The following is a 14447-nucleotide window of genomic DNA, read 5'->3' as shown; positions in this document are numbered from 1 at the left end:
TTACTCAAAGTTAAGTGACGATAGCCTAGGAGATACACCTGTACCCATGCCGAACACAGAAGTTAAGCCCTAGAACGCCGGAAGTAGTTGGGGGTTGCCCCCTGTGAGATAAGGAAGTCGCTTAGCTTTTATCCGCCATAGCTCAGTTGGTAGTAGCGCATGACTGTTAATCATGATGTCGTAGGTTCGAGTCCTACTGGCGGAGTACGTAAACGTTCTAAGGAACGTTTTTTTATTTGTCTTTCAAGGGTCAACTTGACCCTTTTTTAGTTGTCTCTTTACTAATTCTTGATATATCTAATTCTTTTATTCTAAGTAATTCTGTAATATCTTTAATAGATTTCAGAAGTAAATCTCTATTTGAGTTTTTGGTGTGATCATTATAGTTTTTATAAGTTTTTTTACAAACAAGTAAGCTACCATAGTTCTTACAGTAATTTCCCTTCATTACAGAAATCACAGTTTGTTTCTTTTTAAATGTAGTATTGTGCACCTGATCTGTGAGTTTTCTTTATCTTTTTTTTATTTGGCTATTCATAGTGATACATGATAGAAGAAGCTTCCCATTTTCTTCTATTTTTTTGTTATACTCATTTTATCAATAGAAATGGAGTCAAATAAAATGATTGAACAGATTTATGAACAATATCTTGATTTTTATGATGTTATTGAAAAGGAATATAGTTATTTAGTAGATAATGATTTAGAGTGGGAAGTTTTTCATCTTCGATTTTTACTCTATTATTTAGTTCGGTACAAGTTTGATATTATGAATCCTTTATTTTCTTACCACTATAGAGCTTGCTACCGTTTGTACATTGAACAGTTGTTAATTTCAAAGGATTATGTTCTAGTTTAATTTTTATTTATCGTTATTTCCGAACAATTTTATTGTTTTATCTTATCATAATAAAAATTTGCAATATTTTTTCAATATGATTTTTTCAATTTTCTCTAAATTCCTAATGTTTCAGGTATTTGGTCTTGAAAAAATAGAGAATCTTTATTATAATAAATTGTAAGATATAATTGCAGGTGAGATTCCTGCCATGTATGTGAGAAAGGAAGAGCCTAAGGGCTCAGACAAGATTATGACTTCAGTTGTTGTAGTGGGTACCCAGTGGGGTGATGAAGGTAAAGGGAAGATTACTGACTTCCTTTCAGCGAATGCAGAAGTGATTGCGCGTTACCAAGGTGGTGATAATGCAGGTCACACGATCGTGATTGATGGTAAAAAATTTAAGTTGCACTTGATTCCATCTGGGATTTTCTTCCCTGAAAAAATTTCTGTCATTGGGAATGGGATGGTTGTAAATCCTAAGTCACTTGTGAAAGAGTTGAGCTATCTTCATGATGAAGGTGTTACAACAGATAATCTACGTATTTCTGATCGTGCGCATGTTATTTTGCCGTACCACATCGAGTTAGACCGTCTGCAAGAAGAAGCTAAGGGTGAAAATAAGATTGGTACTACTATCAAGGGTATCGGTCCAGCTTATATGGATAAGGCTGCTCGAGTGGGAATTCGTATCGCAGATCTTTTGGATAAGGAGATTTTCCGTGAGCGTTTAGAACGTAACCTTGCTGAGAAGAATCGTTTGTTTGAAAAATTGTACGAAAGCAACCCTATTTCAATTGATGATATTTTTGAAGAATATTATGAATATGGTCAACAAATCAAGCAATATGTCACAGATACTTCGGTTATCTTAAATGATGCGCTCGATAATGGCAAACGTGTCCTATTTGAAGGTGCCCAAGGTGTCATGCTAGATATTGACCAAGGTACTTATCCATTTGTTACGTCATCAAACCCTGTTGCGGGTGGTGTGACGATCGGTTCAGGTGTTGGTCCAAGCAAGATTGACAAGGTTGTAGGTGTATGTAAAGCTTACACAAGTCGCGTTGGTGATGGTCCTTTCCCAACTGAGTTGTTTGATGAAGTGGGAGAACGCATTCGTGAAGTAGGTCATGAGTATGGTACAACTACAGGTCGTCCACGTCGTGTGGGTTGGTTTGACTCAGTTGTGATGCGACACAGTCGTCGAGTTTCTGGTATTACTAATCTGTCATTAAATTCTATTGATGTTTTGAGTGGTTTAGACACAGTGAAAATCTGTGTGGCTTACGATCTTGATGGTCAACGTATCGACTACTATCCAGCTAGTCTTGAGCAATTGAAACGTTGCAAGCCTATCTATGAGGAATTGCCAGGTTGGTCAGAAGACATCACTGGTGTTCGCAATTTGGAAGATCTTCCTGAAAATGCACGTAACTATGTTCGTCGTGTGAGCGAATTAGTCGGCGTTCGCATCTCTACTTTCTCAGTAGGTCCTGGTCGTGAACAAACAAATATTTTAGAAAGTGTTTGGTCATAAGAGATTTTTAAGATTTGTTTAAGACAGGTCAGGTATACTATAGACAGTTACAAGAAGACCTCCTAACTTGTTGTAACAAATATCCTAAACTTTTCTTTTTCATAATAATCTCCCTATAAAGTCACCGCATTCGGTGGCTTTTTTGTCATTTTTTAAGTCCTATCTGGGTGTCTTTTTGAAAGCAGTATATGAAGAAAAAACAGTGGGAATTAAATCTTTATACAAGTTTGAATTTGGTAACACTAGATCTACGAGATTTCAACGTTTCGGTAGATTGATTAGTTAAGGTTGTGGAAATAGAAAAGAAGTTTTGGTAGAAGGAGTTTTTTGAATTATAAAATACCAACAAATCGTTCAATTTGCCAATAGATCACAGGCTCATAACTAAACAAAAATGAGAGTGGGATAGAAATCGGTAATTCGTTAGAATTCGATTTCGTCGTTCCACCTCCGCACAGTTGAGTAGGGCTGTAAAAGCTGATGAAATCAGCGTAGTAGAACCCACTCAACCACTGCGTCTTGCTCGACAATCCAAAGACAATTGAGAGGCTAGGACTTTTGTCCCAACCTCATCAGTGAACTAGTTTCTTGAGAATTTGTAAGTTAGACAAACTTGAATTTATATGAATCAGCTTAGTTGATAACTTGATTATCTGATTTATCACTTTGAAATTGCTGTATTTCGTGCATAAAAGCATCGGCCTTTAGTTTATCTGTGATGATACTGACACTTTTTAGCTTATTTTTTTTTTCCCCATGTAATGCCACACAAACAGGATTTTTAATTTTGATGGTTAGCTTTACACAGTTAAAGGGACGCTTTTTAATGGTTAGTTGTTCAATATCTTGAAGTCTAAATTGATAATGTAATAGGCTGTGACCTCTACTGCTATAGGTATAATACTGAACAGTATTGTTTTTAAAAATCTCTACTTTTACTCCATTTATGAAGAGAGAAAAGCCTAAAAACCATATAAGAAGTGGAGCATAAATCAGCGCTACCGCCATAACAATCTTGTCTGCAAAATCAGTATTGTAAGTCATCAGACGCTTTAGAATCCAGAGAATCATAACAGATATAGATATCATGGATGGGCCCCATACTCTATTAAATGTATTTTTATATGGAAACATCAAGGTAAGTTTTGGTTCATCCTGTAAAAATTCTAATTTCATTATTTACCCTTTCATCTTGTTTATTATTTAAATCTCAGGATAATCATCTCTTGGAGACTTATAGTTAAAAATCTTCCGACAGATTTGGATATTTTGTATCAGTTGTCTCCATTACTTCTAGTTCATGATTTCTAATGTTTCTCTCAATTTTGCTACTATTATACTCTTTTTATAACATTATTTCTACAAACCAGAGATTGAATACTATCTAAAGTTGGTTTCTGCAAATATTATAGAGGTCTTTTTTTGTCTAGGAAAACATGCTATAATGATAGAATTGATAGGCGAGAAAAGAGAGAAGTTATGGATTATACAATTGAAGAAAAAGAAGTTTTTATGAGAGAGGCCCTAAAGGAGGCGGAGATTGCTTTAGAGCATGATGAAATCCCAATTGGTTGTGTGATTGTCAAGGACGGAGAAATCATTGGTCGGGGGCACAATGCACGTGAGGAGTTGCAACGTGCGGTCATGCATGCGGAAATTATGGCCATCGAGAATGCGAATCTGAGGGAAGAGAGCTGGCGCTTGCTCGACTGCACACTTTTTGTGACTATAGAGCCCTGCGTTATGTGTAGTGGGGCGATTGGACTTGCTCGTATCCCTAAGGTAGTTTATGGGGCTAAAAATCAGAAATTTGGTGCAGCTGGAAGTCTGTATGATATCTTGACAGATGAGCGCCTCAATCATCGTGTAGAGGTTGAAACAGGGATTTTAGAGAGTGAATGTGCAGGCATTATGCAGGAATTTTTCAGAAATCGACGGAAAAAATAATTTCTCTTTTAAAATCTTTGGAAATGTGGTATAATAACTAATGGAGCAACAGTTCTGCGTGAAGCGGGTCAGGGGAGGAATCCAGCAGCCCTAAGCGAGTGTGAATTTGTGTGCTCTTTTTTCGTGCACTTTAAAAACCCTTTAAAAATCAACACTTTAAGGGGTTTTTGTTTGTCTTGTATAAGAAAAAGGGGCAGACGAGGGGCACAATTTAAAATTTTATCTTGTCTAACTTGCTAGATATGTCTGATACCATTTTTTGGGTAACGTGAGAATAAATCTCTAGTGTGGTCTTTGAGTCGCTATGCCCTACTCTGTCCATGATAGCAGTCAAGGGGATACCTAATTCAGCAAGTAGGGATATATGAGAGTGTCTGAACATATGTGTAGTGATGTTCTTATCTATGCCAATTTTCTGGCCATGTCTTTTCAATGCACCAATAACCCGAGCATTTGTTATTGGCTCTCCTAAAGTATTTATAAAAATAAAATCTGTATCAAATCCATTTGTCGCATTCTCTATTATCTGCTCTTTGATGATGTCTAACACTTTTTGAGGTGCTGTTATAACCCTATCAGACTTGATTGTCTTTGGTGTAGTTCTCTCTTTTTGTCTGAAATCGTATGTATGCTTGATGTGAATGGTCTTTTTAGAAAAATCTATATCCTCCTTGTAATTTAAGGCAGCCAGCTCTCCATATCGCATGCCAGTAAGAAAAAGAACTTTGGCTATTCGGATATACTTTGTAATTCGATAATCACATAGGGCCTCTTCTTTTAAATTTTGGATGAACAACTTAAACTCTTTCTGATCTAAGTATTTTGTATTTTTCTTTCTGAGATCTTCAGTTGTAATTACCTTTCTAGGCATTTCAACAAATAGCATTTCATTTGTATCAATATAATTCATTCTGACAGCGAATTTCATTATCTGATTAAGCTTGAACTTGATTTTAGAAACATAGTTATGAGACCTTCCATCTTGTAATAGCTGATCTATCACTTTTTGCAATAATCGTCTATCAATGTTTCTAACTAAATAGTCGCCCTCTATCTGCTTTAAAATCTCTTTTTTAACATTCTTTGAAGCGTAGACGGTTGAGTTTTTAACACCGTGTTTCCAATTTTCCTCAAATTCCTCATATAGTTTTTCAAAAGTTATATCAGAAACAAAATGTTGTTTTTCTCCTAATTTTTGATTTATTTTCTCTTGTAACAAGATGGCAGCTTGATTTCTTGCCTGGGGAGTTTTCTTCTCCATGGTTACTGAAACTTTTTTTAATTTCTCAGTATATGGATCTTTGTATCGCTCAAAAAATTTGTATTTCCCGTTGGGAAGTTCTTCCATCCACATTGATTTTACCTCACTTTTTTGATAAAATGGGTATAAGAAAACGACCTTTTGAATGGTTGTTTCTTATACAGGATATCCTCACACTCAAAATTTGGCGATGACGAGTGTGGGGATTCTTTATTTACGAATTATGAACGATAACGTCCAAGGCTCCCATGATCCGTTGAGCGTTTTCAACTGCTTCTTTGTACTCTTTCGAAGTGTTCTTTACTGGTTTTTTTATCAAGTCAATGAATATGACTGGTTTGGTGAAGTCGTTTGAGGTCACACGGACTGTCATGTTCAAAATTTTTGTAGTTGATTTTCGTTTAGATACGATACCGCCTGCGACAGCACCAATCGCTCCAAACATAGCGCCTGCAACCAAAGCTTGACCAACACCACCCGAAACAACAGTCTGATTATTTACAATCAATTCATAGGATACTAAATCCTCGAATGAATACCAATCAGTGTCATTCTTATCTTTCTTTACCAATGACGGTATTAACGATAACCCCATTGTACTAACCGCAAGTGTAGCTTTTACCGAGCCTTTAATTGCTCCACCAACTAGACCAGATGAGCCTTTTGCTTTTTGGGCACCGTGGATGCGATAAGTGCGATTGTACCTATCAATTTCAAGCGGTCCAACTTTGTCCGTTTTTCTACTTCGTGGAGCAGGAGATGGAGAAGCCGGTTTATCGACTGGCTGAGCTGGTTCGGTTGGTTCTTGGTTAGCAATAGAATAACCGCAATTTGAACAGAACTTGTAACCCTCTACTGGATTGCCACATTCAGGACAAAATTTCATAATAACCTCCAAAACAATAACTATTTAAAAATTTCATACTCTTTTTTCTTACCCATAGCCGACGAGGTTATGGGTTTTTATTTTTTTCAATACCTCGCTACAATGTACCAGCTATCACATCTGCTTTTAGCATTATACATCAATATCATAATATTGTTGTAAGATATTGTTCCCTTGTTTGTATTTTGTAACAAGTTCAATAGCTACTCGTCGTTGCTGTTGGTCGTCTAATAAGTGTTCATCATAGCTCAATATCCGATAATGAACAAAATCAACTAATCGATTAAAAAGAGCGTTATCACTGATTGTATTTGCTTGTTTAATTTGCTCGTACGAGTGCTTGTTTTTGAGGTGCCAGACCATGCGCTCATTATTGATATAAAAGAGAGAGGCCATAGTGTTAGCTTCTATCTCTAGCGGATTGCTCTGATAGTTGTTAGCGCAAGCCAGGGCGACCTCATCAGAACGACCCGTACTAAAATGGGCAGCGATGTGGGCTAATTCATGCAAAATGGTAAAGATAATCCGTCTTTTGATATGTGTTTGATTGATATAAACAAGGTACTTTTCTTTTTCTTTGCTATAAATGGTAAAGCCGTCATTGTGTTTACAGATGATATCATCCAAGTAAGTAACATCTGGATTATTGACAAGCCCTCGATATTTAATGTATTCAGAACTAAGTAGACCGGCTGAAGGGAGCATAGGAAACGGGTCCTTTTCAAAGAAGATAAAATGAAGGTTGTAAGTCTGTTCAAAGTAACGGATGATGTGCTGAAAAGTAACTTGTTCAAGTGAAATATTATTCTGTCGAGACGCTGCTTCGATCACCGGGACAGCGTAATCCCAGTGTTGGATGTACTGTCTACGGGAAATAATTTCTCTAGCCATAATTACCTCCACTTACTGTCATCGTCCATCAGGGTTTTAGCAGTTACCATCAAGCTTTCAATCGCCTTGTTAAAACGAACCTTTTCTTCCTCGGTCATGTTCTGGGTCTGATTTCTGAACGCTGCGACAAGTTCAGTCTCAGCTGGACCAAGATATTCATTTGCCTTGTCATCTTTTGCAATAGTCGGATTATCCGTACGTCCGAGCAGGTAGTCGGTAGATACGTTGAAGTAGTTAGCAATTTCTGCGATACGTTCAGCATTTGGCGTAGAGTTTTTTATCTTATACAGTGTATTTCTGCCATAACCCAAGTCTTCTTCGACTTGTCCAAGAGCTTTTCCACGCTTTTTTGCTAATTCTTTAATTTTTTCAAATGTCTCAAACATTGTTAAATCAACCTTTCTAAGACATTACAAAAAAATTTAACAAATTTGGTGTAAAAAGGTTGACTAATTATCCCAAAAGGTGTAAAATGTTTTTTGTAAGTAAGTTACAACTAAAAAAACAACTAAGAAAATAAATCATAAAAAATGTTTTGGCGAACGGTATTTATAGATTTATCATTGTTTTTATTATGCTTTCATTTTAGCCGATTTGGTGTGAGTTGTCAAGTGTAATGCAGAAAAATAGTTAAAATTTTAGTTGTTTCTTATTTACAAATTAGTAAAGAGGGAGGGACGTATATGCCAGATATCGCAAATGGTCGTGAAAGAGTTAATGCTTTCTTGAAAGAGAAAGGGATCAAAAAAGCAACTCTAGCGGTTGCTTACGGCTTTAAGCGACAGGAAGTGACAAACATTCTAAGTGGAACAACAAAAGGTCCACGAGCGAACAGTTTTATTCTTCAGGTGATTGAAGATTACGGGATTGAGTAGCACAAAAAAGCACCTAACAGAAGTCAGGCGCTAATCAAAATAACTAACTGAATTATAACACGAAAGGAGCAAAAATGGAAGCAGTTGAAATTGTAAGAATTAAAGATGTGATCATTGAAAAAGTCTCTGCTAATGATGAAGAATTGGAACACATCTTTGGATGCTCAAAGCGACAAGCGGGAGACATGAGACGCGAGATGAAGAAGCTACCTAGCCAACAGAAGCATCTTAGGAATGATGGCCAGCTTGTCACGATTAAAGGTTTTGATGCTTATCTGCAATATCGTGGGACTCAAGCTTGGGAAAAAGAAATGGTGAAAAGCAAGAAAATGAGGTCAGTCGGATGAAATTACTAGACAAAATCACAAAATGGTTTTTCAACACAACAAAAATCGAAGTCAACACCGACTGGCGATTGGTTGCGTTGGACTTAAACCGAGAATTGATTGCAGCACAAGAAGAAAAACAAATACTTTATCAGCGCATTGCTGACTTGGAAAAACTTTTAGAGGTATAGAAAAATGGAAATCAAATACATCTATAATCAAACGCCCCTTGGTTGGGTGTGGCAGTTGGTAATTGATGGGTACGAGTTTTTTTATCCATGTGGCGATTTTAAAGCGTTAAAAAAATTCGTCAAATCAGAACTAGAAGTTTTGTTAGACAAAAAAGAAAGTGATAGTAATCACGGCTTGGCATTCCATGCGTGTGGATATAACGGACAAGCACAACAAGAATATATTTCTTATTGGGAAAAACAAGGTTTAAGTGTGTTTTAAGGAGAATAATATGACAGAACCAACTTTAATGAGCCAACTACTCGGATTTGCAACAACCTTTATTTGCTTTTTTGTAGCATTGATGGTCATTGAAAACAACGAGCAGAAAAGAAAAAGGCAAGTGGAAGAACAAGAAATTCTAGACAAAGCGATCATTGAGGTTTACCAACAGGGGCGGAATCAGTTCAACAACATCGCTCGTATGAATCTGAGAAATTCAGATAAACAATTTACGTACGACGTGCAACCGCCTGTAGGACTCGCAAAATGTGTAGAAGAAGGAGTTTAAAATGGTCCGAAATAAATTGACAGATTTAACCAATACTCTTTTTGCTCAGTTGGAAACATTGGACGACAGGGATCTTACTGCTGATGAATTAAAGACCGAGCTCCAACGATCAAAACAGATGGTCGCTATCTCAGGTCAAATCCTACAAGCTGGCCAGTTGGCGCTAGATGCCGAGAAGTTCAAAGATAAGGTAGGTGAGGATAATGCCCCAATCGCTTTGCTGGAAGGATGAGTACACCAAATACATGCATGAAATATGCCCTGGTCGTTTAACTCCTGAAGTAACCAGGTTGCTGAATGAAAAATTTGGTACGAATTATAACAAGAGTCAAATCGGTGGCGTACGCAAACGTCTAGGATTGCTTGTCGGCGAAGCTTATCAAGGTAAATTGCTGACTAAGGAGCAACATGACTACCTTGTGTCCATCCAAAAAAATAAGATTTCTCGTGATGTCGCAAATGAAATGAACCGAAAATTCGGATTATCACTGACTGAGAAACAGATTAAGAGTTATCGGAGAAATAATAATCTACATAGTGGTTTGACAGGAAGATTCGAGAAAGGTCAGACTCCCCACAATAAGGGGAAGAAATACCCAAATATGCCAAAAAACAGCGGGCAGTTCAAAAAAGGTAATCGACCTCCGAATTATGTGCCTGTCGGCACTATCAACTACACAACAGACGGTTATCCGAAAGAAAAGATTGGAGAACCTAATCAATGGGTCTTGAAACATCGTAAAGTCTGGGAGGACCATCACGGACCAATACCAAAAGGGTACTCAATCGTTTTTCTGGACGGTGATAAAACAAACTATGATATTTCTAACCTGGCATGTTTATCTAAGAACGAAATTGCTAGAATGAATCAAAATCATCTATTTACGTCCAACGCTGATTTGACCAAATCTGGTATTGGACTAACAAAACTTATAAATAAAATTAGAGAGGTAGAAAAAAATGGCTAGTTTATACGAACTAACAGGTCAGTTCCTGACAATTTATCAAATGGATATTGATGACGAAACAAAAGCAGACACGCTTGAGGCCATCGATTGGCAAGAACAATTCGAACAGAAAGCAGAAGGATATGCCCATGTTATCAAGAATCTAGAAGCTGACGTGGACATGTACAAGGCTGAGGAAGAGAGCTTCAAAGCCAAGAAACAGGCGGCACAGAAAAAGCTGGATTATGTCAAGGATAACATTATGGCAGCTATGAATGTCACAGGTCAAACCGAAGTCAAGAGTGGTGCCCTGATTATAAAAATTGCTAAGAATCCAGAATCAGTCAAGGTCAACGAAGATGACCTTCCGAAAAAATATTTTACAAAAAAAGTGACGCTTGCGCCGGACAAAAAAACACTCAAAGAGTTACTTAAATCTGGCAAGAAAGTCAAAGGAGCCGAGCTCATTAGGACGGAAAAGTTGGTGATTAAGTAATGGAATTGATGAACAAAACACGAGTAACAGATTCGCTAGCAGTTGTTATTGGACCAGAATCAATTGAAGTGCTTGTTACAGAAGGATTTCTATTCGATGTTGCGATTCGTTTTGTGAAAGTAGACGAAACAAATCTTGATCAAGGAAATGAAAAACCGGTATTTACTCCGGAGTACAAACTGGTCACAGTCGCTAAATACAAGGAAAAACCTATTTTTGAATCCGAGGAAGATATTCGAAGATTCGAAAAACAAGCAAAAGAAATTAAGGCGCTATTTGCCTTTGCAAAGGTAAATAAACAAAATTGGTTTAACACGGCCCTTTATCCAGGAGTGCTGACTGAGAAAGTTGGTGTTTGATGAAAATTTTAGCAATTGATCCATCAAGCAACAAAATTGAAACCAGTACAACAGGGATTGTACTCTTGGATAATGCAAAGCTGGTTGATTATTGGGTGGTCCCTTATGGTGCCCAAAACTTCAAAGCCTGGTTCAAAGAGATTGGTCGTAGTCTTGAATTCGACATAGTGGTCGTTGAAAAATTCGAAGTTAGGGACAATGATTATTCCAGGGACAACTCGGTTGTAGAAACTATTGCAGCCATTGAACTTTGCTATCCGGACTTGGTTCTGCAGCGTAACGCAGGTTATCAGACAGATATACCAAATGACTTGCTGAAAGCTCTTGGGCTGTGGAACTTTGACAAGAGCCATCACAATGATGTGAGGGCAGCAGCAAGGCTCGGGCTCTTCTATGCCCAACGGAATGACATCGAGGAGGTGATTGTGGACATTGGCAATCGAATTACGCAAATGGCAAGCTGAAGCAGTTAAACGTAGCGACCGTAATTGTCCTGGGATCTTTCTTGAGGCATACGGCGGCCGTGGTAAGACCATCTGTGCTTTTGAAATAGCAAAGCACAAGTCAGCAAAAAAAGTCCTGGTTATCAATAATCGTTTAGCTATCCTGAACGGATGGAATAGCACTTATCAAAATCTAGGATACGACACTGATTTTGAATTAGAAACGATGACGGACCGTAGATTGCAGAACAGACTTGCAAGCGGTGAGTCTATTGAGTGTGATGTATTCATTATTGACGAGTGGCAGAACATGTCTAGTGATGCCAACGTGAAGGCTTATCGCAAGGTCAAACGTGGCTATACAGTTGGACTATCAGCAACCCCGATCAGGAAGAAGGGGCAAAACTTCTACCCTCTGGAAAAAACATTTTTTGGGATGGCTGATCCTAATCAAAGAGAAAACTGGCAACTGGCTCATGGAAAAATGAAATATTCCAAGTTCAGCTATTCTAAGCAAGAATGGGATGATTTCCGAGACTATGAAAACTATGTAAGCAATCTGCCTAACTTCTTCCGCTGGGAGGAAGTAGAAGCCATTGAAGAAGCGGAAGAGAACAACGGATTTGAGGTTGTATTTGAACCTATCTGGTGTCTAACTGCTAATCCGGAGGAATTAGAACAATTTAGAAAATTGAATATTGTTGGAAAAGATGGTAAGTATGCCATGGCAAAACAGACATTTGGCCGAAAAACTTTCGAACGATACTTAATCCAGACTGGTTTTGAGGTTGACTTTCCAAAATTGAAAGCAGTTAATGCAGATACTCCAATGCTACTTCAATTGGATCTTCTACTAGCAAGCAGGACAGAAATGCTGATAGTGAGCAAATCCAAGCAGATTGTAGAGGTCATCAGAGAGCGTCACCCAGAAATTGGTATTTGGACTGGAGACAAGAAGGACTCCTTAGAACAGACAAATGTGGTTGCTACAAGTCAGGTTTTAGGTGTAGGAGTTGATGGCCTTCAGCATAAATTTAAAACTATTGTGGTCTTAGACCCTGTTAATCCATCTGATGGAGATTATGACGATTATCGCCAACTTTTATGGCGAGTAACAGGCAGCCGTCAACAACATGACGTGCGTGTCATTGAATTTTATTTTTAAGGAGAATCAAAATGAAACTTTCAAGTGATTATATTGTAATGCGTGACAAACAAAGCGGACATTTTTTAAATGAACTCAAGAACAAACGTTCTTCATTAGCTACTCAGGCCGGTTTTGTGGATGATATTCGAGGTGCTCTTACAATGCCATATGATTGTTATCTTGAACAGAAAACAGCTCTAAAATCATTGGCTAAGGTACACGGAATGGAGATTATTCGGGTTAAAGCCACATTTGAACTTACTTATCCAAATGGTAGCGATGTTTCAAAAATCGAGCGTGAAAATACTAAGCCTGGTTTGCTTGATCTATTGAGAAACTTATAAAGGGGGAGATGTATGGTAACAAAACAACAATCCCCAATCTTTGTCACTTTACAGAGTATCCAGCAGAGTTTGGTTGCTCCAAAAGGACAGTATAACAGTTTTGGGAAATATAGCTATCGAAGCGCAGAGGACATCCTAGAAGCGCTGAAGCCAATCTTGCAGGAACACGATGCAGTATTGATTTTACAAGATGGAATTGTACAAATCGGTGACAGGTACTATGTCGAAGCAACAGCAACTCTATATGCAGTTGGTGAAACTATTGGGACTACAGCCTATGCTAGAGAAGATGATAGCAAAAAAGGGATGGATGGTAGTCAAGTTACAGGTGCTGCATCCAGCTACGCCCGAAAATACGCCCTAAACGGACTTTTTATGATCGATGACAATAAGGATCCTGACACGGATGAATATCATAATCAGAATAGCCAAGCAGGCCGTACGTCGCAAAAACCAGCTCAAAAAACAAATAGCCAGCAAAAGCAACCGGCTAATGCTCCAGCTAAAAGTAACGGAGCCAAAACAATTACAGGAGCACAGGCTAAAACCATTCGGACAGAACTCAAAAATATGGCTGAAGCTACAGGGAGTCCTGCTGCAACAATTGGAAAATGGTTCATCGATAAAATGGGTGTTGATAAACCTGAAAGCATTCCAGCTGATCGATTGAAGGAAGCTCAGAAGATTATAGCAGATGCGAAGAAAGCAAGAGGTATTGAGTAATGGGATATACGGAACTGGGGCGCAAACGTCCGATTGAATTACAGATTGATTATTATGATAAGATCCTAGTCTATCAGCATCAAGGTGAGATTTGGGGTGTATGTTATAAGCACGGAGAAATTGATTGTGTTTACAACTACACTAAGAACGATTTCTTTTGGCTTGAAATTTCAGATATGTCCTTAAAAGAAATTGTTACTAAAATTATCAAGCCTTTGAAGAGAAATAACCCTGGATTATACTCATTTCATGAGAGTACGTTCAGTAGAATTTTGGAGGTAATAAAATAATGATTAACAATGCTGTACTTGTAGGGCGCATGACCCGTGATGCTGAACTCCGCTATACACCGCAAAATGTAGCAGTTGCGACTTTTACTCTTGCAGTAAACCGTACATTCAAGAGTCAAAATGGCGAACGCGAGGCTGACTTTATCAACTGCGTTATGTGGCGCCAACAAGCCGAAAATCTTGCAAACTGGGCTAAAAAAGGCTCACTTATCGGGGTGACAGGCCGTATTCAGACTCGTAGTTACGATAACCAGCAAGGACAACGTGTCTACGTGACAGAAGTCGTGGCTGAGAATTTCCAAATGTTGGAAAGTCGTAATCAACAAAGTTCGAATGATACATTTGGGAATGACAACCCGATGGATATTCAAGACGACGATTTACCATTCTAA

At 38.0% G+C, this 14447-nt stretch carries 23 protein-coding genes, 1 tRNA gene, 1 rRNA gene and 1 other RNA gene; 21 read left to right on the top strand and 5 right to left on the bottom strand.

Annotated features, from left to right (window positions below; all coding sequences use genetic code 11):
- Positions 1 to 10: 10 nt before the first annotated feature.
- From rrf to QM887_RS08590, 4 genes are all read left to right on the top strand, one after another.
- Positions 11 to 126, top strand: a 5S ribosomal RNA gene (rrf, locus tag QM887_RS08605).
- A gap of 5 nt (positions 127 to 131) precedes the next feature.
- A tRNA-Asn gene (locus QM887_RS08600) sits at positions 132 to 205 on the top strand.
- Positions 206 to 622: 417 nt separating this feature from the next.
- Positions 623 to 859, top strand: coding sequence for a sigma(X)-activator ComW (comW, locus tag QM887_RS08595; RefSeq protein WP_414271263.1), 237 nt, complete (start codon positions 623 to 625; stop codon positions 857 to 859).
- A 232-nt stretch (positions 860 to 1091) separates the two neighbouring features.
- Positions 1092 to 2378, top strand: coding sequence for an adenylosuccinate synthase (locus QM887_RS08590; RefSeq protein ID WP_371607963.1), 1287 nt, complete (start codon positions 1092 to 1094; stop codon positions 2376 to 2378).
- Between the two features lie 633 nt (positions 2379 to 3011).
- On the opposite strand, the gene QM887_RS08585 is transcribed toward QM887_RS08590, so the two are convergent.
- Complete coding sequence (locus QM887_RS08585; protein WP_414271262.1) at positions 3012 to 3554, bottom strand: hypothetical protein; 543 nt, start codon at positions 3552 to 3554, stop codon at positions 3012 to 3014.
- A gap of 303 nt (positions 3555 to 3857) precedes the next feature.
- Between QM887_RS08585 and tadA the strand changes: the two genes are divergently transcribed.
- Complete coding sequence (gene tadA / locus QM887_RS08580; RefSeq protein WP_060954984.1) at positions 3858 to 4325, top strand: tRNA adenosine(34) deaminase TadA; 468 nt, start codon at positions 3858 to 3860, stop codon at positions 4323 to 4325.
- 32 nt (positions 4326 to 4357) lie between these two features.
- Positions 4358 to 4457, top strand: an RNA gene (gene ffs, locus QM887_RS08575) — signal recognition particle sRNA small type.
- A gap of 79 nt (positions 4458 to 4536) precedes the next feature.
- On the opposite strand, the gene QM887_RS08570 is transcribed toward ffs, so the two are convergent.
- The 4 genes from QM887_RS08570 to QM887_RS08555 all read right to left on the bottom strand — a co-directional run bounded on the left by QM887_RS08570 (position 4537) and on the right by QM887_RS08555 (position 7749).
- Entirely contained in the window at positions 4537 to 5673 is a 1137-nt protein-coding gene (locus QM887_RS08570; protein WP_250315587.1) for a tyrosine-type recombinase/integrase, read from the bottom strand.
- A 127-nt stretch (positions 5674 to 5800) separates the two neighbouring features.
- Positions 5801 to 6472: a zinc ribbon domain-containing protein gene (locus QM887_RS08565; protein ID WP_414271261.1), complete on the bottom strand. Its 672-nt coding sequence runs from the start codon at positions 6470 to 6472 to the stop codon at positions 5801 to 5803.
- Between the two features lie 132 nt (positions 6473 to 6604).
- Complete coding sequence (locus QM887_RS08560) at positions 6605 to 7363, bottom strand: ImmA/IrrE family metallo-endopeptidase (RefSeq protein ID WP_007518710.1); 759 nt, start codon at positions 7361 to 7363, stop codon at positions 6605 to 6607.
- A 2-nt stretch (positions 7364 to 7365) separates the two neighbouring features.
- A complete protein-coding gene (locus QM887_RS08555; RefSeq protein ID WP_007518712.1) occupies positions 7366 to 7749 on the bottom strand; it encodes a helix-turn-helix domain-containing protein in 384 nt (127 codons plus the stop codon).
- Positions 7750 to 8046: 297 nt separating this feature from the next.
- On the opposite strand from QM887_RS08555, the gene QM887_RS08550 reads away from it, so the two are divergent.
- The 15 genes from QM887_RS08550 (at position 8047) to ssb (ending at position 14447) form a co-directional block, all read left to right on the top strand.
- The gene (locus QM887_RS08550; protein WP_001112860.1) at positions 8047 to 8238 is read left to right on the top strand and encodes a DNA-binding protein; all 192 of its coding nucleotides are present in this window, start codon (positions 8047 to 8049) and stop codon (positions 8236 to 8238) included.
- A gap of 74 nt (positions 8239 to 8312) precedes the next feature.
- Positions 8313 to 8585, top strand: a complete 273-nt coding sequence (locus tag QM887_RS08545; protein WP_007518714.1) for a hypothetical protein — start codon at positions 8313 to 8315, stop codon at positions 8583 to 8585.
- Positions 8582 to 8755, top strand: coding sequence for a hypothetical protein (locus QM887_RS08540; RefSeq protein WP_250315590.1), 174 nt, complete (start codon positions 8582 to 8584; stop codon positions 8753 to 8755). Before QM887_RS08545 ends, QM887_RS08540 begins: the two co-directional genes overlap by 4 nt.
- Positions 8756 to 8759: 4 nt before the next feature.
- Positions 8760 to 9017: a hypothetical protein gene (locus tag QM887_RS08535; protein ID WP_007518717.1), complete on the top strand. Its 258-nt coding sequence runs from the start codon at positions 8760 to 8762 to the stop codon at positions 9015 to 9017.
- A gap of 10 nt (positions 9018 to 9027) precedes the next feature.
- Positions 9028 to 9306 (top strand): hypothetical protein, encoded by a 279-nt coding sequence (locus QM887_RS08530; protein ID WP_101785632.1) that lies wholly within the window; start codon positions 9028 to 9030, stop codon positions 9304 to 9306.
- Between the two features lies 1 nt (position 9307).
- Positions 9308 to 9538, top strand: coding sequence for a hypothetical protein (locus QM887_RS08525; RefSeq protein WP_007518722.1), 231 nt, complete (start codon positions 9308 to 9310; stop codon positions 9536 to 9538).
- A 13-nt stretch (positions 9539 to 9551) separates the two neighbouring features.
- Positions 9552 to 10274, top strand: coding sequence for an HNH endonuclease signature motif containing protein (locus tag QM887_RS08520; RefSeq protein ID WP_025172825.1), 723 nt, complete (start codon positions 9552 to 9554; stop codon positions 10272 to 10274).
- Positions 10267 to 10749: a siphovirus Gp157 family protein gene (locus tag QM887_RS08515; RefSeq protein WP_007518726.1), complete on the top strand. Its 483-nt coding sequence runs from the start codon at positions 10267 to 10269 to the stop codon at positions 10747 to 10749. The genes QM887_RS08520 and QM887_RS08515 overlap by 8 nt, the downstream gene beginning before the upstream one ends.
- Entirely contained in the window at positions 10749 to 11108 is a 360-nt protein-coding gene (locus tag QM887_RS08510; protein WP_007518727.1) for a hypothetical protein, read from the top strand. Before QM887_RS08515 ends, QM887_RS08510 begins: the two co-directional genes overlap by 1 nt.
- Positions 11108 to 11572 carry a hypothetical protein gene (locus QM887_RS08505; protein WP_007518729.1) on the top strand — a complete coding sequence of 155 codons (465 nt, stop codon included), beginning with the start codon at positions 11108 to 11110 and terminating at the stop codon, positions 11570 to 11572. Before QM887_RS08510 ends, QM887_RS08505 begins: the two co-directional genes overlap by 1 nt.
- Positions 11541 to 12716, top strand: a complete 1176-nt coding sequence (locus QM887_RS08500; protein WP_007518731.1) for a DEAD/DEAH box helicase family protein — start codon at positions 11541 to 11543, stop codon at positions 12714 to 12716. Before QM887_RS08505 ends, QM887_RS08500 begins: the two co-directional genes overlap by 32 nt.
- An 11-nt stretch (positions 12717 to 12727) precedes the next feature.
- Positions 12728 to 13042, top strand: coding sequence for a hypothetical protein (locus QM887_RS08495; RefSeq protein ID WP_007518733.1), 315 nt, complete (start codon positions 12728 to 12730; stop codon positions 13040 to 13042).
- 12 nt (positions 13043 to 13054) lie between these two features.
- Positions 13055 to 13765 carry an ERF family protein gene (locus tag QM887_RS08490; RefSeq protein ID WP_007518735.1) on the top strand — a complete coding sequence of 237 codons (711 nt, stop codon included), beginning with the start codon at positions 13055 to 13057 and terminating at the stop codon, positions 13763 to 13765.
- Positions 13765 to 14055, top strand: coding sequence for a hypothetical protein (locus QM887_RS08485; protein WP_007518737.1), 291 nt, complete (start codon positions 13765 to 13767; stop codon positions 14053 to 14055). The genes QM887_RS08490 and QM887_RS08485 overlap by 1 nt, the downstream gene beginning before the upstream one ends.
- Positions 14055 to 14447, top strand: coding sequence for a single-stranded DNA-binding protein (ssb, locus tag QM887_RS08480; RefSeq protein ID WP_007518739.1), 393 nt, complete (start codon positions 14055 to 14057; stop codon positions 14445 to 14447). Before QM887_RS08485 ends, ssb begins: the two co-directional genes overlap by 1 nt.

It is taken from the genome of Streptococcus infantis (genome assembly GCF_047460875.1).
Lineage (GTDB): Bacteria > Bacillota > Bacilli > Lactobacillales > Streptococcaceae > Streptococcus > Streptococcus infantis_AA.
Note: the sequence above shows the minus strand (reverse complement) of the source record. Positions and strands in the feature narration are given on the sequence as shown.